Below are 20,585 nucleotides of genomic sequence, written 5' to 3' on the forward strand. Positions count from 1 at the left end.
AACAGTGCAATGAGGAAATGGTAGCAATTGTTACTTTTGAATTACGTAGCCGCACGGCGCAAGTGGCCGTCGGATTTGTCCTACCGTGTGTAATAGCTGGTACCCACACCGGCATTGCCTGCAACGCAGGACGCGTGCAGAATGGTGCGCACAGGAGGAAACATGAGAATCGCCGCTATTTCCGATATCCACGGCAACCTGGAGGCGCTGGAGGCCGTGCTGGACGACATCGCCCGGCGTGGCGTGGACGTGACTGTCAACCTGGGCGATATCGTCTCGGGCCATCTGCAGCCGCGCGCCACGGCGGCGCGCCTGATGGGGCTCGACTTGCCCACCATCCGCGGCAACCACGAGCGCCAGCTGCTGGCTGATCCGGCGCGCATGGGCGTGTCCGACGCTTTTGCGCGCGCGCAACTGCTGCCCGAGCAACTCGCGTGGATCAATGCGCTGCCCGCCACCTTGCGCTTGCGTCACGATGTGCTGCTCGTGCATGGCACCCCGACAAGCGACCTCGTGTATTTTCTCGACAGCGTCACGCCGCAAGGCAGCCGCGCCGCTACGCCGATTGAAGTGGCCGAACGCGCGGGGGCGGCCGACGCGGCCCTGATCCTGTGCGGCCACACGCACATGCCGCGCCAGATGCGCCTGGCCGATGGCCGGCTGATCGTCAACCCGGGCAGCGTGGGCTTGCAGGCCTACGACGATGACCACGGCTATCCGCACGTGATGGAAAACGGCACGCCGCATGCGCGCTATGCGATTGCCGAACAGGCGATGGACGGCGCCTGGACGGCGCAGTTGCACGCCGTGGAATATGACTGGGAGCAGGCGGCGCGGCTGGCGCTGGCGAATGGCCGGCCCGACTGGGTCGTGCCACTGCGCACGGGCCGTGTCGGCGTACTTACCTGAACTCTTCGGCCACCAGGTTGTATTTCTGCATCTTGTGATACAGGGTCTGTTTCGGCAAGCCCAGCACCGTGCTCACCTCGCTGACGTTGCCGGAATATGCGCGTAGTTCCTGTTCGATCAGCGCGCGTTCGAAGCCGTTTACCTGCTCCGCCAGCGACAGTGGGCTGGCCTGATTGCCCGCCAGCAGGCTCGAGGCGCCACCGGCGATGCCCAGTACGAAGCGGTCGGCGATATTGCGCAGTTCGCGCACATTGCCGGGCCAGGAGTGGGCCATCAGGTTGCGCATCTGTGCGCTCGACACCACGGGCGCGGCGCGGTTGTAGCGGGCGGCGGCGGCCAGCACGAAGTGCTCGAACAGGATGGGAATGTCTTCGCGCCGTTCGCGCAAGGGCGGCAAATGCAGCACGATCAGATTCAGGCGGTAGTACAGGTCGCTGCGGAATTTCTGCTGCTGCGACAGTTCTTCCAGGTCCAGCTTGGCTGCCGCGATGACGCGCACGTCGACGGGCGTGGGCACATTCGAGCCCAGGCGTTCGATATAGCGTTCCTGCAGCACGCGCAGCAATTTGACTTGCAAGGACAGGGGCAGGCTTTCAATTTCGTCGAGGAAAAAAGTGCCGTGATCCGCGTGCTCGATCTTGCCCACTTGCCGCTTGGCCGCGCCCGTGAATGCGCCCGGTTCGTGGCCGAAGACTTCGCTTTCAAAAATGCTTTCGGGAATCGCACCGCAGTTGACGGCGACGAAGTTGTGCTTGCGGCGATGGCTGAAGTCGTGCAGGCAGCGGGCCACCATTTCCTTGCCCGTGCCCGTGTCGCCATAGATCAGCACGTCGGCAGGTTCGTCGGCAACGTCGAGTATCAAGCGCCGTATGTCGCGCATCGCCACGGAATTTCCCAGCAGGCGTGATTCGATGCCGCCGCCGTCCTCGAGCTGGCGGCGCAGGCTGTGCACTTCCAGTGTGAGTCGCCGCGTTTCCAGCGCACGCAGGATGACGTCGACCAGTTGCTCGGACGAATACGGCTTTTCGATGAAATCGTAGGCGCCTGTGCGCATGGCGTGCACGGCCATGGTGATGTCGCCGTGGCCCGTGACGAGGATCACGGGCAGGTTGGCATCGAGCGTCTTGACCGCTTGCAGCAATTCCAGGCCGCTCATGCCCGGCAGGCGCACATCGCTGACCACGATGCCGGGAAAATCCGGCGTCAGCAGTTTATAGGCCAGTTCGGCCGAGTGAAAGGCCAGCACGTCCAGGCCGGCCAGCTGCAGTGCCTGCTCGCTGCCTTCGCGTACGGTGGGGTCGTCTTCGACCAGCAAGACCTTCAAGCCGTCAAACATGTTTTTCCTCCTGCGTTGCAATCTGTAGTTCGATGGTGAAGATGGCGCCGCCGCCGGGGGCGTTTTCGGCGCGCAGCACGCCGCCGAACTGGCGCGTGATCTGTTCGGAAATGGCCAGGCCCAGTCCCAGGCCCAGTCCTTGCGGTTTTGTTGTGAAGAACGGTTCGAACAGGTGTTCGTACACTTCCGTCGACAGGCCCGGCCCCGTGTCGGCCACATGGATCAGCACGTGCTCCGGCGTGCATTCGACGGACACGCGCAGGCTGCGCACGTCGCTGCCGTTCATGGCGTCGAGCGCATTCGCGTACAGGTTCACCAGCACTTGCTCCAGGCGGTTGCTTTCGCACATGGCGAAGATGTCTTCGGGCGGCAATTGCAGGGTGAAACGCACATTTTCAACCTGCAGGCGGCGCTCGACCAGGAACAGGGCATTGCTGATCGCCGTGGGAATCGAGACGGAGGTCAGGCTGGTGGTCGACTTGCGCGCAAAAATCTTCAATTGACCCGTAATAGTCCCCATCCTGGCCGCAATTTGCGAGATCTTTGCCAGGTTGCGCCGCGCATCGTCGAGCCGACCCCGCTCCAGCAGGATGACGGCATTGTCGGACATGGTGCGCAGCGCCGTCAGCGGCTGGTTGAGTTCATGCGTGATGCTGGCCGACATCTGTCCCAGCACGGCCATCTTACCTGCTTGAAACAGTTCATTTTGCGTGATGTGGAGTTTTTGCTCGGCCTTGCTGCGTACCTCGATTTCCTGGCTCAGGCTTTGCGTCATGGCATTGAGTTCCGAGGTGCGTTCCTCGACCATGGCTTCCAGGTTGTCGTAGGCATGTTGCAGGTCTTCGCGGGCGCGCAATTTTTGCGCCACGGCCGCGCGGCGCTGGCGCAGGTAAAAGAACAGCAGCATGAAAAAGCCCAGCAGCACGCAAGAGAAGGCGGCCGCCGCGCGCGCGCTGGCTTTCGCCTGCGCCAGGTCGGATAAATAGATGAAGGTCCAACCTTGCGGCGACTTGAGCTTGATCTGCGTCATGACGCTGGAGCTGATCTTCGGTGGCGTATCGGCGTGTTCCTGCTCGCGCACGCTGATCACGCGCGCGCCATTGCCCAACTGGCGGTCGGAGACGAAGGGAATGGCTTCCAGCTGCTTCGAGTAATACTGGCGCGTGCGGTTGAGTTCTTCGACGATGGCGGGCGACAGCGGCGCCAGGGTCTTGTACTTCCAGTCCGCCATGGAACTGAGGAAGATCACGCCGTGCTCATCGGCCAGCATGACCTTGTCCGCGCCTTGCACCCAGCGTTTTTCCAGGGTTTCCAGGTTCACCTTCACCGTTGCCAGTCCCAGCATGTGGCCATTCTGGTAGATGCCATGGGCAAAGAAGTAGCCGGGCTCCAGCCGCGTCGTGCCGACGCCATAAAAACGCCCCGGCGTGCCCCGCAGGGCGTCCTGGGCGTAGGGGCGGAACGAGATATTGTCGCCAATAAAGCTGTCGGGCTGCTGCCAGTTGCTGGCGGCCCGCGTATTGCCGTCGAGGTTGCTGATGAAAATGGTCGACGATTTCGCCTGGGCATTCATCTGCTCCAGGTAATGGTTGACCGTATCGACCAGTACCGGGTCTTCCGGATGCTGCAGCAGGCGGATCACGTCGCGGTTCAGCTCCAGCGTCTTGGGCAGGAAGTCGTATTTTTCCAGCGCATTTTCCAGGCTGCTGACATACACCTCCAGGCGCTGCGCGCCGCTCGCCTGCAGCTTGCCGATGGCGATGCGTTCGGTCCAGAAATACACGAGCCAGACGGTGGCCAGGCAGGCGGCCAGCACCACGCCCCAGGCCAGCGTTTCGCGGCCCGAGCGTTGCGACAGGCGCTGGCGCCAGGAAAGGGAAGGTTTGTTACTGCTATTCATAAAATCAGCTGCCAACTTGCAAGAATCCACAGTATCGCATTTAAATATTGCGTAAAAAGAAAAAGCCGCCGGATATGCATCCGGCGGCTCACGCTTTTATTTTACGGACAGCTCAACGTCCTTAGAACGTGTGGCGCATGCCCAGGTTAAAGCCGCTGGTGCCGGTGCCATCGTCGGTGGCATTGCCAACCTTGTAGGTAGCGCCGTTCTTGTTGCTGATGTGGCCGTAACCTGTGTACAGGTCGCTGCGCTTGGACAGCGCATAGAAGGCGCCGATGGCCCACTGCTGGGCGTCACGGTTTGCATTGCTCTTGTCGTTGTGGCGGATGTACGACGCGACCAGCTTGGTGGCGCCGAACGGGGCGCTGAAGCCGACGAGGATGTCGTTGCTCTTGCTGTTGTCGAGGGCGCGGTTGTCGGCGTAGCCGAAGTTGCCTTGCAGCACGCCAAAGTCGTAGCGCGTGGCCAGCAGGGTGTTGCGCGTTTGCTGGGTCGCCAGCGCATTTTCCTGGCGGTGGTGCGTCAGGGTCACGTTCAGCGGACCGTCGATGTAGTGCACGGCGCCGCCCATGCTGCGGTTTTTCGCATTGTCGCCGGCCACTTCGCCAAAGCCATACGCCAGGTCGGCCGACAGCTTGCTCCAGGTCGGCGTGCTGTATTGCACCATGTTGTCGATGCGATAATTCGTCGCCATAATGTTCGATGCCGTGCCGGCCAGGCCGATGACAAACGGATCGGCCACGTCGCGCAGGGCCAGGTAGTACGGCGTATATTGGCGGCCCAAGGTGACGGCGCCGGCGCTGCCGGTCAGGCCGACGTATGCCTGGCGGCCGAACAGCCGGCCGCCCTGGCCCGAGGTACCGGTATCGATATTGAAACCGCTTTCCAGCACGAAGGTGGCGGCCAGGCCAGCACCGAGGTCTTCCTTGCCCTTGAAGCCGATGCGCGAGCCCGAGGCGACGCCGGAGGCGACGCGGTTCAGGCGGTCGCCGGCCGCATCCTTGTCGAACACCAGGCCGGCGTCAGCCACGCCATACATGGTCACGCTCGATTGCGCCAATGCGCCGCCGGAAGCTGCGCCAAGGGCCAGCAGGGTAAACAGGACTTTTTTCATGAAAATCTCTCTAATAAGTTGGAATGACTACTGATCGCACTACCTGACTGCTTGTTACTCAACATGGACAACAAATAAATGGCCCGCTTGTGGCGGGCCATGGCGCTATCAGGCTTTGCTAGCGTGGTCAGCTTCGCCCCAATGGCTTTCCGTGTTCTGGTTGGCGGCGTTGGCCGCGGCGGCTTCTTCCTCGGTGGCCAGGCCACCTTCCCACTTGGCGACGACGGCCGTGGCGACGGCATTGCCGACCGCGTTGGTGGCCGAGCGACCCATGTCGAGGAATTGGTCGACACCCATCAGCAGCAGCAAGCCCGCTTCCGGGATATTGAATTGGTTCAGGGTGGCGGCAATCACCACCAGCGAGGCGCGCGGCACACCGGCCATGCCTTTCGAGGTCAGCATCAGCAGCAGCAGCATGGTGATCTGCGTGCCGATCGACAGGTCGATACCGTAGGCTTGTGCAATGAACAGCACGGCAAAGGTGCAGTACATCATCGAGCCGTCGAGGTTGAAGGAGTAGCCCATTGGCAACACAAAACTGGAAATCTTGCGGTCCACGCCGAACTGGTCGAGCGCCGTCAGCAGTTTTGGATACGCCGCTTCCGAGCTGGCCGTCGAGAACGCCAGCAGGAATGGTTCGCGGATCAGGCCGACGAGCTTGAAGATGCGCGGGCCGATGACGACAAAGCCGGCGCCGATCAGCAGGGCCCACAGGCACAGCAGGCCCAGGTAGAAGCCGCCCATGAACTTGGCAAACGTGATCAGCACGCCCAGGCCGTGGGTGGTGATGACGGAGGCCATCGCGGCGAACACGGCCAGTGGGGCCAGGTTCATGATGGTGCCGGTGATGCGCAGCATGACTTGTGCCAGCTGGTCGACGACGGCTGTCAGGGTCTTGCCCGATTCGCCCAGGCCGGCCAGTGCGCCGCCGAAGAAGATCGAGAATACCAGCACTTGCAGGATTTCATTGTTGGCCATGGCCTCGATCGGCGACTTCGGCACCAGATGCGTGAAGAAATCTTTCAAGGTGAAGGCGGCCGTTTTCAAATTCGTCGACGCATGTACGTCCGGCAATGGCAGGCCCAGGTTGGTACCCAGCTGCATCAGGTTCGACAGCACCATGCCCAGCGCCAGCGAGACCAGCGAGGCAACCACGAACCAGCACATGGCTTTCAAGCCGATGCGGCCCGCCGTCTTGCCATCGCCCATGTGGGCGATACCGACTGTCAGGGTGGAAAATACCAGCAGCGCAATGATCATTTTGATCAGGCGCAAGAAGACGTCGGTGACGATGGAAATATTGCCAGCGATCTGAGCGCTGAGCTTGGCATCAGGGAAGGCGGTGTTGCATCCATAACCGACGGCAATGCCGAGGATCATGGCAATCAGGATGTACAGGGTTAATGGCCGTTTCTTTTTCATTTTGACTCCTCCGGTGAAACGCCGCTGTGAGCGGATTATTGATAGCGAGCAACTCAAGCTTGGAGTCAGTATTTCTCAAAAACAAGCCCTTGCGTGCCAGCGATTATTTGCAGCAAAACCTGTACATAGCAAAGGATATGCCTGAAATGGGAATTTGCGACCTAACTTCTTAAGTTGTTGATTTAAGGAAGCTTTTTTGTTGTCAGGATGTCGCAAATTGGCGTGCTTGCGCGAAATATTGGACGCGGCGGGTGATCGCTGTATGACTTTTCATACGCTAGTCGCGGCAGGGGGGAGGGCGGAAAAAAGACAAGATTATCAGGACAATAAAAAAGCCCCTCCGAAGAGGGGCCCGATGTGGCGCAGTTTCTATGCTATTGATTTCAGAACTTGATATTTGCCGTCAGGCTGAACGAACGGGGCTGGCCCGGGGTGTAGCGGAAACCGGACTTGTTGATGGCCGCCACATAGGTCTTGTCGGCCAGGTTGTAGGCGTTCAACTGCAAGTCGAGGTTTTTGTTGACGGTATAGGTTGCCATGGCGTCGAAGACCCAGTAGGCATCCACGCGGGCTGGCGTGCCGACGGCGCCATCGGTGCCGCGCAGCATTTCTCCCACGTAACGCGCGCCGCCGCCGATCTTCAAGCCAAACGGCAGGGTGTACGAAGTCCAGCTGGTGAACGCCTGTTTTGGCGTGTAGCTGAGGTTATTGATGCCGCTGGCCGTGACGACCTTGCCCGATTCGACCTTGGTATTCATGCGCGTGTAGCCGGCGCTGACCAGCCAGTTATGCATGATCTCGCCCACCACGCCGATTTCGATGCCTTCCACGCGCTTCTTGCCGGTCTGGTAATAAATGGTCGGGATCACAGGATCTTGTTCCACTTCATTCTTGACGGTGGTCTGGTAGACGGCGGCCGACAGCGACAGTTTTTGCTTCAGGAAGTCCCACTTGGTGCCGATTTCCTTGGTGGTGGTTTCCTGCGGGTCATAGTTCGGGTTTTGCGCGCTGTTGGCGCCCGTGCTCAGGGCGAAGTTGACGCCAGGCGGCGCTTTCGACGTGGCCAGCAAGGCGTACACGCTGCTGTCCGGCGTCGGCTTGTACATGGCCGAGATCTTGCCGTTGGCCAAGGTGTCGCTCAGGGTCAAATGGGTGGGAATCGGCGTACCGACGGGCAGTTTTTGCACTTGGCCTTGGGCCACGGCCGTTTGCAGGGTGACGGCGTCATAGGTGGTGTTGAAGTGGTCGAAGCGCACGCCGCCGTTGAAGATCCACTTGTCGCCGAACTTGACGGTGTCGAACACATACAGGCTTTGCGTGTTGACTTCGCCTTCCGTGAAGGCGCCGCTGCGCACGGGGTTGTGGCCGGTGACGGTGTCACGCGGATTCGGATGGTACAGATTGGCATCCGGCAAGGTGCCCAGGCTGGCGGGCACATAGCTGTAGTTGGTCTGCTTTTCGCTGGTGAACTCGGCGCCCGCCACCACGGAGTGCTTCAGCACGCCCGTGTCGAACTGTGCGCTGACCACGGTCTGGTTGGTCAGGATCGTGTTTTCCTGGTCCTTCACGGTGCGCAGCGAGCGCGCCAGGGTCCAGGTCGACGGATCGGTCGGGACCGGTGTCTTCAGGTTGACCTGGCTGCCCATGAAGGCCGTCAGCAGGTAGTCCTGCTTGGTCTTGCCGTAGCGCGTGGTGTTCTGGAGCTGTACGTTGGGCGAGAAATCATGGTCGATGCGCAAGGTGCCCATGTCGGCCTTGACCTTGTTGTAGTCCGCAGTGGAGCCGTAGAAATTCTTTGGATCGACCTTGGCCGCGCCGTTCAGGAAGGTGCGGATGACCGGTTGCTCCTTGGTGGCGACGTCCGGCGTCGAATAGCCAGGCAAGCCGATGGTCGGCACGCCGCCGTCGGGCACATTGTTTTGATCCACGTGCAGGTAGCTGGCCGTGATGCGCGTCGGTTTACCGATGCCGAAGGTGACGGTGGGCGCGAAGGCCCAGCGCTTGTTCTTGACTTCATCGCGCGCCGGATCGCCGCTGTCCTGCGTCATCAGGTTCAGGCGCAAGGCAGTACCGGTATCGGTGTCGAGGATGCGGTTCCAGTCGGCCGTGGCGCGTTTCTGCTTACCGCTACCCGCCGTCAACAGCGAATTGAAGGTGTTCGCCATGCTGGCCGTCTTGCTGACCAGGTTGATCGAACCGGTGGGCGAACCGCGGCCGCTGTCCGTGCCCGCCGGGCCCTTCAGTACATCGATCTGTTCGATGTTGAAGACGTCGCGCGAAATGGAGCCCACGTCGCGCACGCCATCGACATAGATGCTGCCGGATGAATCGAAACCGCGCATGTAGACGGCGTCGCCCGTGTTCGTGTTGCCGTTTTCGCCGAGGAAGAAGGTGCCGACGCCCGGCGTGTTGCGCAGTGCGTCCGTCAGGGTCAGCGCGCCTTGCTGTTCGATCAATTCCTTCTTGATCACGACGATGGTTTGCGGCGTATTGACCAACTCTTCCGTGTATTTCGGCGACGAGGCTTTTTCGGCCTTGAAATCATTTTCCTTGGAGCCCACGACCTTGATTTCGTTCAGGGTTTGCTGCGATGCCGGGGCACTCTGGCCGGCCGGGTCGGCCGCTTGGGCGGCGACGGGCAGCAGCATCACGGCCAGGGCGGCGCCGATGTGCTGGTTGAAACGGGTTGGGGCGTGTTTGCGGCTCTTGATTGCCATCTTGCTCTCTCGATAAGTTCAGGGTGGTGGTTCCTGGCTGGCTCTGCGCCGCTGTGCTTGGGCACGCGGGCAAGTGGCTGGCGATGGAGACGGAATAGGCGGTATTGTAATAACTGGGCGCTATTTCGTAAATGAGAATCGTTATCAGTATCGTTTACGCAACGGATTGGATGTACCGCAAAAAAAACACTGTCATGGCGCATGAATGCTTGCTTTGCTGCCTGGCCGCTGCTATGCGCGCAAGCGTCCGGCAGCGGGAGTATGATGAGCAACCTTTACAAATTGACTTTCAGCATGTTGCAGACTCCTGATGCCTTTGTCCCCCTGATCGACCCACCCGAACCGGCCCCGGCCGACACCGAGACGCTGACGTTTGTCTTTCACCGCGGGCGTTTATTGCTGCGTACGCCTGAGCTGACCCTGCCTACGGCCGCCGAGGCGGCCGCGCTCGATATCGACCTGAGCCGCGCCCAGCCCGTGGGCCTGTGGCAGGGCCGCTATTGCCAGACCGTCTGGACGGATGCGGAGCTGTTGCCCGCCGATAGTCCCCTGGCCTGGCACGGCATGCGTTCGCTGTTCCATGCTGTCGATGATGGCTTCCTGGGCCTGGCCAGCCGCGCCGTGCAGCTGGCCGAGTGGGCGCGCACGCACCGCCATTGCGGCGTGTGCGCCACGCCCATGCAGCGCACGCGCGGCGAACGCTGTTTTACCTGCGCCGCCTGCGGCATGCTGGCGTATCCGCGCATCTCGCCCGCCATGATGGTGCTGATACGCAAGGGCGACCAGGTGCTGCTGGCCATGCATAAAAACTCGCCATCGCAGCGTTTCAGTCCGCTGGCCGGTTTCCTGGAAGCGGGCGAATCGATCGAGGAAGCCGTGCACCGCGAAGTGATGGAAGAGGTGGGCTTGCGCGTGCATAACTTGCAGTACTTCATGAGCCAGTCCTGGCCGTTTCCCCATTCGCTGATGATTGCGTTTACGGCCGATTACCTCGACGGCGAGATCCGCCTGGACGAGAACGAGATCGCCGAGGCGCGCTGGTTCGGCCCCGGCGATGCCTGGCCTGAAGCGAGTTCCAGCGTGTCGATTTCCGCGCTGCTGGTGAGAGCGCACCGCCCGCCGGCAGTGTCGTAAAGCGGGGGCTGCTCAGGCAGCTTGCCGCATTTTCTATATACTGGCGGCAATTGAAAATTTTAGGGTGGTGTAGCATGTCTCAAGAAGAATTCTCCGAAAACGACTGGCGTCGGCTGATCAGCAGCCTTGGCGAAGATCCGCAGCGTCCCGGCTTGCTGGAAACGCCGGCACGCGTGGCCAAGGCGTGGAAGCACTGGACGTCCGGCTATGGCCAGGACCCGGTGGACTTGCTGAAAGCCTTTGAAGATGGCGCGGAACAGTACAACGAGCTGATCGTCGTGCGCGGCATCCCCGTCTACAGCCATTGCGAACACCATCTGGCGCCGTTCTTTGGCAAGGCCACCATCGGTTATGTACCTAATGGCAAGATCGTTGGCCTGTCGAAACTGACGCGCCTGGTCGATTGCTTCTCCAAGCGCCTGCAAGTGCAGGAACGCATGACGATGCAGATCGCCAATGCCCTGATGGAAGTGCTGGAACCGAAATCGGTGGGCGTGGTCGTACGCTGCCGTCACCTGTGCATGGAAAGCCGCGGCATCCGCACGCCGGGCGAAGAAACCATCACCTCGGCGATGCTGGGCGAGATGCAGCCGAACCTGGCGCTGCGCACGGAATTTTTGGCCCTGGCGCGCGAAGTCTGATTATTTAGGCGGCAATGCAGGACGAAGGCGGCTGATGCCGCCTTTTTTTATGGCTATGTCACCGTCAGATGTGGGAATGCTCCCAGGGTTGCCTTCAGTAATGTTTCTGGTGAGCGGATGCGCCGGGCGTCAAGGATCCAGCGCCATCCCAGGTAGTTCGGCAGGTAACGCGTCGCCACACCGTGAAAGGGCCGTAGCCATTCGCGCAAGCGGCTGTGATACGCATTGACGTTCTGCACATGCGCGGCGCCCCGCACGCGGATGCCGGCGCGCAAGTTGACGGCCTGATGGCTGATGCCCGCCTCCCTGGCGAAGGCCCGGTAGGCGGCATGGCCATCGGTCACCAGCAAAACATCCTTGTCGATGACGGGCAACAAACAATGGTGTAACTGCGCCTTCGTCAGCGCCCCTTTGCCCGTGACAAAATCGAGGGTTTGTCCCGTGCGGTCGCGCGCCACCAGGATACAGACCTGTTCATTGGAAATGCCGCGTTGGCGGGCATGGCCGCCCCGGCGGCGGGCTGGACGCGTCATTCGCCTGGCTCCCTTTTCCGATTCCAGCAGATATAACTCGTCGGCCTCGGCGATGCCATGCAGGCCATGCGGCCGGTCCGTCTTGGCGACCGTTAAAAAACGGTGGCGCCAGCGAAAGGTGGTGTTGCGGTGCACACCCAGCTGCTGAGCGGCTTGGCGCACCGAGGCGGAGTCGAGCAGACAATCGGCATACTCGATCCATAGCGCCTTGTGGCGCAAGCGGGCCAGCGGCGTGCCCGTCAAGGCATTGAAGGTACGCCCGCACGGCACGCAGCGGTAGCGTTGCAAGCCGTGTGCATGGCCATGCCGGTGCAGCTCAGGCGAGTGGCAGGCGGGACAAGCCAATCGCGGCTGCGCCACACTTTCCAGCAGCGCGACGGTCGCGTCGTATGGGGCATTGCCACGCAGCAGCGCCATTCCAGCCTGCCGCTGGCGTCGGTTCAACTGCGCAAACTGGGCGATAAAGCTGATCCATTCGGTTGGCCGCATGATCTGCTCCTTGTCAGGTGAGTATGCAGAGTCAGACAGCACTGTCAACGGAAGATTCCAGCATTTACCCTACTTACCGATGACAGAGCCTTTTTTATATTCTTCCGGATTCGCGTTGCGCCAGATAACGCGCTGGTGGCTTGCCCACCGCCTTGCGGAACATGGTGACAAAACCACTGGTGTTTTCATAGCCCAGTTCCAGCGCCACGGCTTTCACGCTGTGCCCTTGCGCCAGCCCTTGCAAGGCAAGGATGACGTGCAATTGCCGGCGCCAGCGGCCCACGCTCATGCCCATTTCCTCCAATGACTGCCGGGTCATGCTGCGCTCGCTCATGCCGATGCGCCTGGCCCATTCGGCCAGCGTGCTTTTATCGGCTGGCTGCGCCAGCAGCAGGGCGGCCAGGCGGCGCAGGCGCGCATCGCGCGGTATCGGCAAATGCAAGTCTTCCACCGGCGCCGAGGCCAACTCATCGAGCAGTGTGGCCACCAGGCGTTCCTGTGCGCCGTGCAGCGCGGTCAGGGTGGGAAAGCCGGCCGCCTTGGCGATCAGTTCGCGCAGCAAGGGCGAGACGGCGACGGTGCAGCAGACGGCGGGCAAGACCGGTGCCATGGTCGGCTCGACAAACAGGCAATAACATTCCGCCTCGCCCACGCCCTGCGCCGTATGCATCAGGCCGCCTGGTATCCACACGGCGCACTGGGGCGGCACGATCCACACGCCGCTTTCCACCTCGCAATGAATTACGCCCCGCGTGGCATACAGCAACTGCCCCTTGCGGTGCTGGTGCGGCGCATGTTCCGCGTCTTCGCGCACGCTGGCCAGGCCCACGGCCAGCAGCGGACGCAGCACGCCATCGACGTCGAAATCCATGAGGGAGGCCGAAGCGTCAAGGCCCAGCTGGGTGGAGAGCATGTTGGGCAGCAATGGATGGGGCATGCGCGGCGCCTTGGCTGGATTGAACAATATTATGGCTATTTTATGCAATGACGCGCGATGCCGCCAACGCTATCGTATGGGCATCCGCAGCCCCGCTTCAACGGCAACCGCCGCCGCCAGTGTTCTGATGAAGGTAAGGAGGAACGGCAACCCCCCGAAGGAGTCACACCATGCAGCTTGATTTATCCACTTTTCCCCTCGTCTGGATACGCCGCGAGGCAGCGCCTGTCCAGCCCGATATCCTGTTTGCCCAGTTCGACGCCTTGCTGGCGCGCCGCCAGGCGTTTGTCATCCTCAGCGAGGAAGGTTTTGACGAAGACGGGCATGAACACCCGCAAGCAGAGCGCAAGCGGGCCGCGCTCTGGATGAAGCAGAACAAGGCGGCCATCCGCGCGTATATTCAGGGCATGGTGCTGGTCGAACCGAGCGCCGCCAAGCGCCTGGCCGGCAAGGCCTTCGCCGTCATGTTCGGCAAGTTCTGGGGCTACCCCCTGCATTTCGGCACCAGCCGCGACGACGCGCTCGACATCGCGCAGCATTTGCTCAGGGCATGGCTACCGCCGCGGCTGCCGCCAGGCGATGGCGGCACGGCCGCGCATCAGTAACGATAATCGTTAATAAAGTGCTTGGTGAAGTTGTACTTGCTGCCGCCGTCGAGCAAGTCGACCAGGCGTTTCGGCGCCGAGGCCGACATGAAGGCGTCGGCCGCGCCGCCCGTGCTGCGGAACCTCATGCCGGGGCTGAGGATCTGGTTGGCACCGATTTTCAGGTGCTGGAAGCTTTTCGTTTTCTCATTGTTGAGGATGAAGTGCAATTCCTGCTTGAAGGTCAGGAAGGGAATCTTCAGCCACCAGCCTTCGTCCGTGCCATAGCTGGCGACGCTGGCAAAATGCGTGTTCTTGTCCGTCAGGGTGGGTTTGCCCAGACGGTCGTTGATGCGTTTCATGGCTTCATTCTTGGTCATGCTGTTCTTTCGTGATTCATCGTGATTCGTCGTGTATCCGCCGGTGTGCATTTTGACACACGCACGTCACCCCCGCCTGCCTTGCGATAGCCTATCTGCCTGCTTTTTTATTGCAACGCAGCATCAATTCTCATCAATTGTCGCAGCCCATTAACAACACTGTGGAAAAAACATTGCTTCCCAGCATTGTAAGTATCGGTCGTTCGAGCGTATGCTGGAAACGTCTGAACGGTGCCGCCAGAGCACCGTCGCCGCCGCATTCCTGGCCTGCCGAGCTGGAAGCAGGCCACGCCCCTTCGCCGCACAATAGAGAGTTGGAGACACAGCATGAAAAAATTGACGTTCCAGCAGAAGTTATGGATCCCCCTGATTTGCAGCCTGTTATGCATCACCGTTATTTTTGTCTATAACGCCCTGGAAATTCGCAAGATCCGCATCGAGGAGCGCAGCGCCGACCTGAGCAATGCCGCCGATCTGGGCCTGGGCGCCGTCAAGATGTTCGGCGACCTGGCCGCCAGCGGCGCCCTGACGCAGGAAGAAGCGCAGAAGCAGGCCAGCGCCGTCATCAAGAGCATGCGCTTTGGCGAGACCGGATATTTGTCCATCATCAACCTCGATGCCGTTGTCGTGATGAATCCCGCCGCGCCGCAAACCAACGGCAAGAACATGGCGGATTTCAAGGATGCCAATGGCACCTATTTGTACCGCGACATCGTTGCCGTCGGCAAGAGCGATGCGGGCAAGGGCTTCGTCCACTACTATTTCCCCCGTCCGGGCCAGAAAAATCCGGAACCGAAGATGAGCCGCGTGGTGGCCTACAAGCCGTGGAGCTGGACCATCGTGGTGGGCGTGTACATGGACGATATCGACGCGGCCTTCCGTCAGTCGCTGATCACCTCGCTGGGCGTACTGCTGCTGGTGTGCGGCTTGCTGGCCGCCGTCGTCGTGGCGATCAACCGCAGCCTGCGTCATGCGCTGGGCGGCGATCCCGAATATGCGGCCGACGTGGCTGCCCAGATCGCGAATAACGATCTGAGCGGCGCCGTGCGCACGCATGCCAACGACCGCCACAGCGTGCTGTATGCGATGAAAACCATGCAGGCCAACCTGGTCGACGCGATCAGCGAGATCCGCCACAGCGCCGAGACGATTGCCACGGCATCGAGCGAGATTGCCAGCGGCAATATGGACTTGTCGGCGCGCACGGAAATGCAAGCCAGTTCGCTGGAAGAAACAGCGGCCTCGATGGAGGAATTGACCTCGACCGTGACGCAAAACGCGGGCAATGCCGTGCAGGCGAATGAACTGGCGCAGTCCGCTTCCGCCGTGGCGCGCCAGGGCGGTGCCGTGGTGGCGCAAGTGATCGGTACCATGGACACCATCAACGCTTCGTCGCGCAAGATCGTCGACATCATCGGCGTCATCGACGGCATCGCCTTCCAGACGAATATCCTGGCCTTGAACGCGGCGGTGGAAGCGGCACGCGCGGGCGAGCAGGGCCGCGGCTTTGCCGTGGTGGCGTCGGAAGTGCGCAACCTGGCGCAGCGCTCGGCGGGTGCGGCGAAGGAAATCAAGGAACTCATCGGCGCTTCCGTCGACAGCATCGCGGCCGGCAGCGCCCTCGTCGCACAAGCGGGCACGACCATGGATCAGGTGGTCGCTTCCGTGTCGCGCGTGACCGACATCATGGCCGACATCACGGCCGCCTCGCACGAGCAAAGCACGGGCATCGGCCACGTCAACCAGGCGATCACGGAAATGGATAGCGTGACGCAGCAAAATGCGGCACTGGTGGAAGAGGCGGCGGCAGCGGCGTCCAGCATGCAGGATCAGGCGGCCGTGCTGGCGCAACTGGTGGCGCGCTTCAAGCTGTCGGCGCAGGAGCCGGCGACGGCGTCGCGTCTGGCTTCCAGTTCGGCTGGCGCGCCACGCGCCGTGGCGAAAAAGCCGCTGCGCAGCCTGGCGGCGCGCTGATTTACTGGGCTGGTGCCGCCGCTGGCGGCGCCGGCTCGAATTCCAGCTTGTCATCGACGACCACGAATTGCCCGACCGGTTGGCCCAGGTCGGCTTTCGGGTCGTTTTCCATTTCCGTCAGCTCATTGCAGGTCGTCGTTTCCGCCTGCCACAACTGCTTGCCCATACGGATATTCCACAGGCCATCACCGGCCGCAAACAGCTCCACCTTGATGTCGGCGGGTGTATCGGTGGACAGGATATGCCGGCGCTGGCATTGCGGCAAATTGGTGGCCATCAACTGCACTTCCACGCTATCCTGCCAAAAATAACGTTGCTCGCGGCGCACGGTCAGGGAATGGTCCTGGCCGTCGAACATATAGATGGCGAAGTCCTGGACACAGCCTGACAGCAGGACGGACAGCATGACGATCAGGAGTTTGCGCATGGTCGGCTTTCTTTGGTGGTTCTCGGGTATGTCGGCGTTCAATTCTTGCGGCGAGAGTGGGCGCTTGCTCGCATGGTAAGAGGGGCACGCGCCGTCTTGTTTTTCGCTTACGTGGCATTATATCCATGCACACCAGTTGCGGCGCGACAATAGTTACGCCCTCCCCATGCCAACGAGCTGAAAGACGACGATGATCGACCTGTATTACTGGACCACGCCCAACGGGCACAAAGTGACGATGTTCCTGGAAGAAGCGGGCATCCCCTACAACATCATTCCCGTACACATCGGCAAAGGCGAGCAGTTCAAGCCCGAGTTTCTTGCCATCGCGCCCAACAACCGCATCCCCGCCATCGTCGACCAGGCTCCGGAAGATGGCGGCGCGCCCCTGTCCCTGTTCGAGTCGGGGGCGATCTTGCAATACCTGGCCGAAAAAAGCGGGCAATTCCTGCCGGCGGACGTGCGCGGGCGCGCCGAAGTCATGCAATGGCTTTTCTGGCAAATGGGTGGACTGGGTCCCATGGCCGGGCAAAACCACCATTTCGTGCAATATGCGCCCGAACCCATCGAGTACGCCATCACGCGCTACGTCAACGAAACGAACCGGCTATACGGTGTGCTGAACAAGCGCCTGGCCGACCGCGAATTCGTTGCCGGCGACACGTATTCCATCGCCGACATGGCGATTTATCCGTGGATCGTGCCATACGCACGCCAGCGCCAGAAGCTGGAAGATTTTCCGCATCTGGCGCGCTGGTTCGCGGCCATTGCCGCCCGTCCCGCCACCGTGCGCGCGTATGCCCGCGCGGCGGAAATCAACGTGCAGCCCACCGTCAGCGGCGATGCGAAAAGCGTGCTGTTCGGCCAGACGGCGAAGACACTCGGCTAAGTTTCAGTTGCTCCTTAGTTACCCCGATACGTGGAAAAACCGAAAGGGCTGAGCAGCAGCGGGATGTGATAGTGCTGGTCAGTCTTTTCCACGTGGAATTGCACGGGAATTTCCGGGAAGAAGGTTTCCTGTTTCAGGCGCGCATAGTGTTCGCCTGTTTTAAACACGATGCGGTAGTCGCCCGCCTGCATGGGCGTCTCGGCCGGATACATGGCCGCGATGCGTCCCTGCGCATTCGTCACGCCACTGCTTAATTGTTTCCAGTCATTGTCCTTCTTTTGCTCCAGGGTCACCGTCACACCGGCCGTCGGCTGGCCGCTCTGCAGGTCGAGGATGTGCACGCTCAAGGGATTGGCGGCGGCCAGGGCCATGCTGGACAGGCTGGCGAAGGCCAGGATGGCGGTGATTTTCTTCAGGTAAGTCATCGTTGTCTCTTTCAAAGGGTAGGGGAATCGAGTTCTGGCATGGCGGCCAGGGCGGCATGGGCGCAGGCGCGGTCTTGCAGGGAGCCACCGCCGCCGGCCACGCCGATGGCGCCGACTACTTCGCCCCTGGCTCGCAAGGGCAGGCCGCCGCCCAGCAGCAACAGTTCCGGCAGTGTCGTCAAATTGGCCATGTCGGGATTGCCGCGCGCGGCCACGGCCAGTGCCTGGGTATCGTTTTTCGTCGACAGGGCCGTGTAGGCCTTGCGCCGGCTGGCCTCCGTGTTGTGCGGCCCGACGCCATCGGCGCGCTGCACGGCCACGACATTGCCGCCACGGTCCAGTACGGTGACGACGATGTGCCGTCCTTGCGCCTGGCACGCGGCCATGGCCGCATCGGCCAGCTTGTTGGCAGCTGCCAGAGAAAGATCATCGACCTTGCGCAGCTGGGCGTGCGCGGGGCTGGCCAGCAGGCACAGCAGGGTACTGCCGAGTAACAGGGTTTTCATGCGGCGGTCCGTTGAGTAAAGTGACGCCAGTATGGCCAGTGTTGCCCTACGAGAAGATGATCGCCGCATGACATTTTTATCATCCGCAGCGGCCTGCGCGCGGCGTAAAATGCTTCAACTTCCCACACGAAAGCCCCCACTCATGCGTATCCTGGTCATCGAAGACGAACCGAAGACGGGCGACTATCTGCTGCGCGGGCTGGCCGAGTCCGGCTTTACGGTGAGCCTGGCGCGCAACGGCCGCGACGGCCTGCACCTGGCTGGCACGGAAGCGCCCGACTTGATTGTGCTCGACGTGATGCTGCCCATCATGGATGGCTGGCAAGTGCTGCGCGCGCTGCGCTTGCAGGAAGGCGGCGCGGACGTGCCCGTGATTTTTCTCACGGCGCGCGACGAGGTGCAGGACCGCGTGAAAGGGCTGGAACTGGGCGCCGACGATTACCTGGTGAAACCGTTTGCCTTTGCCGAACTGGTAGCGCGCATCCGTACCCTGCTGCGCCGCGGGCCGCCGCGTGAAGACGACGTGATTCGCATCGGCGACATGGAAATCGACGTGATGAAACGCAAGGTTAGCCGGCAAGGCCAGCGCATCACCCTGACGGCGAAGGAATTCGGTTTGCTGCATTTATTGGCGCGGCGCCAGGGCGAGGTCTTGTCGCGTTCCATCATCGCTTCGCAAGTGTGGGACATCAATTTCGAGAGCGACACCAACGTCATCGACGCGGCCATCCGCCGCCTGCGCAGCAAGCTCGACGACCCGTTCGAACCCAAGCTGATCCACACCTTGCGGGGCATGGGCTATGTCTGCGAATTGCGCGCGCCGAACGCTCCAGACAGCGGCACCACGCAATGAAGCTGGCACCATTGCGCCGCTCGCTGACCCTGCGCGTCACGCTCGTCTTCGTGCTGATCGTGGCGCTCGTGTCGGCCGGGCTGGGCATGCATCTGTACCGCTCTTTTGTGGCGGAAATCGAGCGCCGCGATGACATTTTGTTGCTGGGGAAATTGCGCCAGATCCAGCAGCTACTGGGCAATGCAGGCACGCTCGACATCATCCGCGAGCGGCCCCAGTATTTCCGCGACACCATGAGCGGGCAAGAAAACTCGCTGGTGCGCATCGTGCGCGCCGATGGCACGCGTTTGATCGATGTCAATCCGCATGGCGAGACGGTGGCGCATGCTGTTCCCGTCGCCGTCGATGCGCCCGTGACGGCCAGCGCCATCGTCAGTTGGACCAGCCGCGACGGCTATCCGGCCAGGGTCGTGGCGGCCAGCGCGCGCATCGGTGACCCGGCGCAGATGGCCGACATTTCCGTGGCCCGCGTCTACGGTGACCGCACGGCCATGTTTGCCGCCTACCGCTGGCAGATCGTCGTGTCGGTTGCCATCAGCGCGCTGGTGGCGGCCTTGCTGGCCAGCGTGATGCTGCTGCGGGGATTGCGTCCGCTGCGCAATATCGCCGCGCATGCGGCCCTGGTGCGGCCCGGCAAGCTGGAGCAGCAACTGGAGGCGCGCGATGCGCCCACGGAATTGCTGCCCCTGATTCAGGCCTTGAACGCCATGTTGGCGCGGCTGCAGGAAGGCTATGCGCGGCTGTCGCAGTTTTCCGCCGACCTGGCGCATGAATTCCGCACGCCCGTCACCAATCTGCTGGGGCAAAGCCAGGTCATGCTGGCCCGCCCCCGCAGTGCGCACGAATATGAACAGCTGGTGTCGTCGAATGTGGAAGAGCTGGAACGGCTGTCGCGCATGATCGACAGCATGCTGTTTTTGGCGCGGGCGCAACAGGACGAGATGGTCCTGCTCAAGCAGGCGTTGTCCGTGCACGATGAATTTTTGCGCCTGGCCGATTTCTTTGAAGGCCTGGCCGAAGAGCGGGGGCTGGCGCTGGCTTGCCACGGCAGCGGCACGGTGATGGCCGAGCCGCAACTGCTGCGCCGCGCGCTGGGCAATTTGCTGTCGAACGCGATACGCCACGCGGCGCCGGGCAGCACGATTCTGTTGCGCTCGCACGCGACGAACGAGGGCGTGGAATTGAGCGTGAGCAACCTCGGCTCCGCCATTCCCGCGCGCCACTTGCCGCACCTGTTCGAACGCTTTTACCGCGCCGACCCGGCCCGCAGCGACTCGGCCGCCTCCACAGGATTAGGGCTGGCCATCGTCACGGCCATCCTGCAATTGCACGGCGGCAGCGCGACGGTCGCATCCGACGCGGCCGCCACGACGTTTACGTTGATGTTTCCGCTCCAGGAGCGTAGGTCGGATTAG

General features: G+C 61.7%; 19 protein-coding genes. 8 read left to right on the forward strand and 11 right to left on the reverse strand.

Annotated features, from left to right (window positions below):
• Positions 1–162 precede the first annotated feature (162 nt).
• Positions 163–909 carry a metallophosphoesterase family protein gene (locus ACP7EG_RS23930; protein WP_426089576.1) on the forward strand — a complete coding sequence of 249 codons (747 nt, stop codon included), beginning with the start codon at positions 163–165 and terminating at the stop codon, positions 907–909.
• Here the strand turns inward: ACP7EG_RS23930 and ACP7EG_RS23935 are convergent.
• The 5 genes from ACP7EG_RS23935 to ACP7EG_RS23955 all read right to left on the reverse strand — a co-directional run bounded on the left by ACP7EG_RS23935 (position 902) and on the right by ACP7EG_RS23955 (position 9,398).
• Positions 902–2,245: a sigma-54-dependent transcriptional regulator gene (locus tag ACP7EG_RS23935; protein WP_426089577.1), complete on the reverse strand. Its 1,344-nt coding sequence runs from the start codon at positions 2,243–2,245 to the stop codon at positions 902–904. The two genes, ACP7EG_RS23930 and ACP7EG_RS23935, sit on opposite strands and share 8 nt — an antisense overlap.
• Positions 2,238–4,145 (reverse strand): sensor histidine kinase, encoded by a 1,908-nt coding sequence (locus tag ACP7EG_RS23940; RefSeq protein ID WP_426089578.1) that lies wholly within the window; start codon positions 4,143–4,145, stop codon positions 2,238–2,240. The genes ACP7EG_RS23935 and ACP7EG_RS23940 overlap by 8 nt, the downstream gene beginning before the upstream one ends.
• 121 nt (positions 4,146–4,266) lie before the next feature.
• Complete coding sequence (locus ACP7EG_RS23945) at positions 4,267–5,259, reverse strand: porin (RefSeq protein WP_426089579.1); 993 nt, start codon at positions 5,257–5,259, stop codon at positions 4,267–4,269.
• A gap of 108 nt (positions 5,260–5,367) precedes the next feature.
• A complete protein-coding gene (locus tag ACP7EG_RS23950; protein WP_071075063.1) occupies positions 5,368–6,681 on the reverse strand; it encodes a dicarboxylate/amino acid:cation symporter in 1,314 nt (437 codons plus the stop codon).
• 383 nt (positions 6,682–7,064) lie between these two features.
• Complete coding sequence (locus ACP7EG_RS23955) at positions 7,065–9,398, reverse strand: catecholate siderophore receptor Fiu (RefSeq protein ID WP_426089580.1); 2,334 nt, start codon at positions 9,396–9,398, stop codon at positions 7,065–7,067.
• 294 nt (positions 9,399–9,692) lie between these two features.
• On the opposite strand from ACP7EG_RS23955, the gene nudC reads away from it, so the two are divergent.
• Positions 9,693–10,532, forward strand: a complete 840-nt coding sequence (gene nudC, locus ACP7EG_RS23960; protein ID WP_426089581.1) for an NAD(+) diphosphatase — start codon at positions 9,693–9,695, stop codon at positions 10,530–10,532.
• Positions 10,533–10,606: 74 nt separating this feature from the next.
• Positions 10,607–11,173 (forward strand): GTP cyclohydrolase I FolE, encoded by a 567-nt coding sequence (gene folE / locus ACP7EG_RS23965; RefSeq protein ID WP_034781250.1) that lies wholly within the window; start codon positions 10,607–10,609, stop codon positions 11,171–11,173.
• Between the two features lie 53 nt (positions 11,174–11,226).
• Here the strand turns inward: folE and ACP7EG_RS23970 are convergent, their stop codons facing one another.
• Entirely contained in the window at positions 11,227–12,195 is a 969-nt protein-coding gene (locus ACP7EG_RS23970) for an IS1595 family transposase (RefSeq protein WP_426089582.1), read from the reverse strand.
• Positions 12,196–12,289: 94 nt separating this feature from the next.
• Positions 12,290–13,132 carry an AraC family transcriptional regulator gene (locus ACP7EG_RS23975; protein ID WP_426089583.1) on the reverse strand — a complete coding sequence of 281 codons (843 nt, stop codon included), beginning with the start codon at positions 13,130–13,132 and terminating at the stop codon, positions 12,290–12,292.
• 170 nt (positions 13,133–13,302) lie between these two features.
• Here ACP7EG_RS23975 and ACP7EG_RS23980 point away from each other — a divergent pair, with 170 nt between their 5' ends.
• A complete protein-coding gene (locus ACP7EG_RS23980) occupies positions 13,303–13,737 on the forward strand; it encodes a hypothetical protein (protein WP_426089584.1) in 435 nt (144 codons plus the stop codon).
• Here the strand turns inward: ACP7EG_RS23980 and ACP7EG_RS23985 are convergent.
• Complete coding sequence (locus ACP7EG_RS23985) at positions 13,731–14,096, reverse strand: hypothetical protein (RefSeq protein ID WP_035822978.1); 366 nt, start codon at positions 14,094–14,096, stop codon at positions 13,731–13,733. The two genes, ACP7EG_RS23980 and ACP7EG_RS23985, sit on opposite strands and share 7 nt — an antisense overlap.
• Positions 14,097–14,423: 327 nt before the next feature.
• Here ACP7EG_RS23985 and ACP7EG_RS23990 point away from each other — a divergent pair, with 327 nt between their 5' ends.
• Positions 14,424–16,070, forward strand: a complete 1,647-nt coding sequence (locus ACP7EG_RS23990) for a methyl-accepting chemotaxis protein (RefSeq protein ID WP_426089585.1) — start codon at positions 14,424–14,426, stop codon at positions 16,068–16,070.
• Position 16,071: 1 nt separating this feature from the next.
• On the opposite strand, the gene ACP7EG_RS23995 is transcribed toward ACP7EG_RS23990, so the two are convergent.
• On the reverse strand, positions 16,072–16,497 hold the full coding sequence (locus ACP7EG_RS23995; RefSeq protein WP_426089586.1) for a hypothetical protein: 426 nt from the start codon (positions 16,495–16,497) through the stop codon (positions 16,072–16,074).
• A 190-nt stretch (positions 16,498–16,687) separates the two neighbouring features.
• Between ACP7EG_RS23995 and ACP7EG_RS24000 the strand changes: the two genes are divergently transcribed.
• Entirely contained in the window at positions 16,688–17,386 is a 699-nt protein-coding gene (locus tag ACP7EG_RS24000; protein WP_426089587.1) for a glutathione binding-like protein, read from the forward strand.
• Between the two features lie 14 nt (positions 17,387–17,400).
• On the opposite strand, the gene uraH is transcribed toward ACP7EG_RS24000, so the two are convergent.
• Both uraH and ACP7EG_RS24010 read right to left on the reverse strand, forming a co-directional pair.
• Positions 17,401–17,811, reverse strand: a complete 411-nt coding sequence (gene uraH, locus ACP7EG_RS24005) for a hydroxyisourate hydrolase (protein WP_426089588.1) — start codon at positions 17,809–17,811, stop codon at positions 17,401–17,403.
• 11 nt (positions 17,812–17,822) lie between these two features.
• The gene (locus tag ACP7EG_RS24010) at positions 17,823–18,317 is read right to left on the reverse strand and encodes a GlcG/HbpS family heme-binding protein (protein ID WP_426089589.1); all 495 of its coding nucleotides are present in this window, start codon (positions 18,315–18,317) and stop codon (positions 17,823–17,825) included.
• A gap of 142 nt (positions 18,318–18,459) precedes the next feature.
• On the opposite strand from ACP7EG_RS24010, the gene ACP7EG_RS24015 reads away from it, so the two are divergent.
• Entirely contained in the window at positions 18,460–19,170 is a 711-nt protein-coding gene (locus ACP7EG_RS24015) for a heavy metal response regulator transcription factor (RefSeq protein ID WP_426089590.1), read from the forward strand.
• The gene (locus ACP7EG_RS24020) at positions 19,167–20,585 is read left to right on the forward strand and encodes a heavy metal sensor histidine kinase (protein WP_426089591.1); all 1,419 of its coding nucleotides are present in this window, start codon (positions 19,167–19,169) and stop codon (positions 20,583–20,585) included. The genes ACP7EG_RS24015 and ACP7EG_RS24020 overlap by 4 nt, the downstream gene beginning before the upstream one ends.

Origin of the sequence: Janthinobacterium sp. PSPC1-1, assembly GCF_049897625.1 — a bacterium.
In the GTDB taxonomy this organism is placed as follows: Bacteria; Pseudomonadota; Gammaproteobacteria; order Burkholderiales; family Burkholderiaceae_D; genus Janthinobacterium; species Janthinobacterium tructae.

Coding starts and splice junctions, on each gene's coding strand:
- ACP7EG_RS24015 (WP_426089590.1), top strand. CDS start 18,460: ATGCGTATCCTGGTCATCGAAGACGAACCGAAGACGGGCGACTATCTG.
- folE (WP_034781250.1), top strand. CDS start 10,607: ATGTCTCAAGAAGAATTCTCCGAAAACGACTGGCGTCGGCTGATCAGC.
- ACP7EG_RS23985 (WP_035822978.1), bottom strand. CDS start 14,096: ATGACCAAGAATGAAGCCATGAAACGCATCAACGACCGTCTGGGCAAA.
- ACP7EG_RS24020 (WP_426089591.1), top strand. CDS start 19,167: ATGAAGCTGGCACCATTGCGCCGCTCGCTGACCCTGCGCGTCACGCTC.
- ACP7EG_RS23995 (WP_426089586.1), bottom strand. CDS start 16,497: ATGCGCAAACTCCTGATCGTCATGCTGTCCGTCCTGCTGTCAGGCTGT.
- nudC (WP_426089581.1), top strand. CDS start 9,693: ATGTTGCAGACTCCTGATGCCTTTGTCCCCCTGATCGACCCACCCGAA.
- ACP7EG_RS23935 (WP_426089577.1), bottom strand. CDS start 2,245: ATGTTTGACGGCTTGAAGGTCTTGCTGGTCGAAGACGACCCCACCGTA.
- ACP7EG_RS23990 (WP_426089585.1), top strand. CDS start 14,424: ATGAAAAAATTGACGTTCCAGCAGAAGTTATGGATCCCCCTGATTTGC.
- ACP7EG_RS23970 (WP_426089582.1), bottom strand. CDS start 12,195: ATGCGGCCAACCGAATGGATCAGCTTTATCGCCCAGTTTGCGCAGTTG.
- ACP7EG_RS23940 (WP_426089578.1), bottom strand. CDS start 4,145: ATGAATAGCAGTAACAAACCTTCCCTTTCCTGGCGCCAGCGCCTGTCG.
- uraH (WP_426089588.1), bottom strand. CDS start 17,811: ATGACTTACCTGAAGAAAATCACCGCCATCCTGGCCTTCGCCAGCCTG.
- ACP7EG_RS23945 (WP_426089579.1), bottom strand. CDS start 5,259: ATGAAAAAAGTCCTGTTTACCCTGCTGGCCCTTGGCGCAGCTTCCGGC.
- ACP7EG_RS23955 (WP_426089580.1), bottom strand. CDS start 9,398: ATGGCAATCAAGAGCCGCAAACACGCCCCAACCCGTTTCAACCAGCAC.
- ACP7EG_RS24010 (WP_426089589.1), bottom strand. CDS start 18,317: ATGAAAACCCTGTTACTCGGCAGTACCCTGCTGTGCCTGCTGGCCAGC.
- ACP7EG_RS23930 (WP_426089576.1), top strand. CDS start 163: ATGAGAATCGCCGCTATTTCCGATATCCACGGCAACCTGGAGGCGCTG.
- ACP7EG_RS23950 (WP_071075063.1), bottom strand. CDS start 6,681: ATGAAAAAGAAACGGCCATTAACCCTGTACATCCTGATTGCCATGATC.
- ACP7EG_RS24000 (WP_426089587.1), top strand. CDS start 16,688: ATGATCGACCTGTATTACTGGACCACGCCCAACGGGCACAAAGTGACG.
- ACP7EG_RS23980 (WP_426089584.1), top strand. CDS start 13,303: ATGCAGCTTGATTTATCCACTTTTCCCCTCGTCTGGATACGCCGCGAG.
- ACP7EG_RS23975 (WP_426089583.1), bottom strand. CDS start 13,132: ATGCCCCATCCATTGCTGCCCAACATGCTCTCCACCCAGCTGGGCCTT.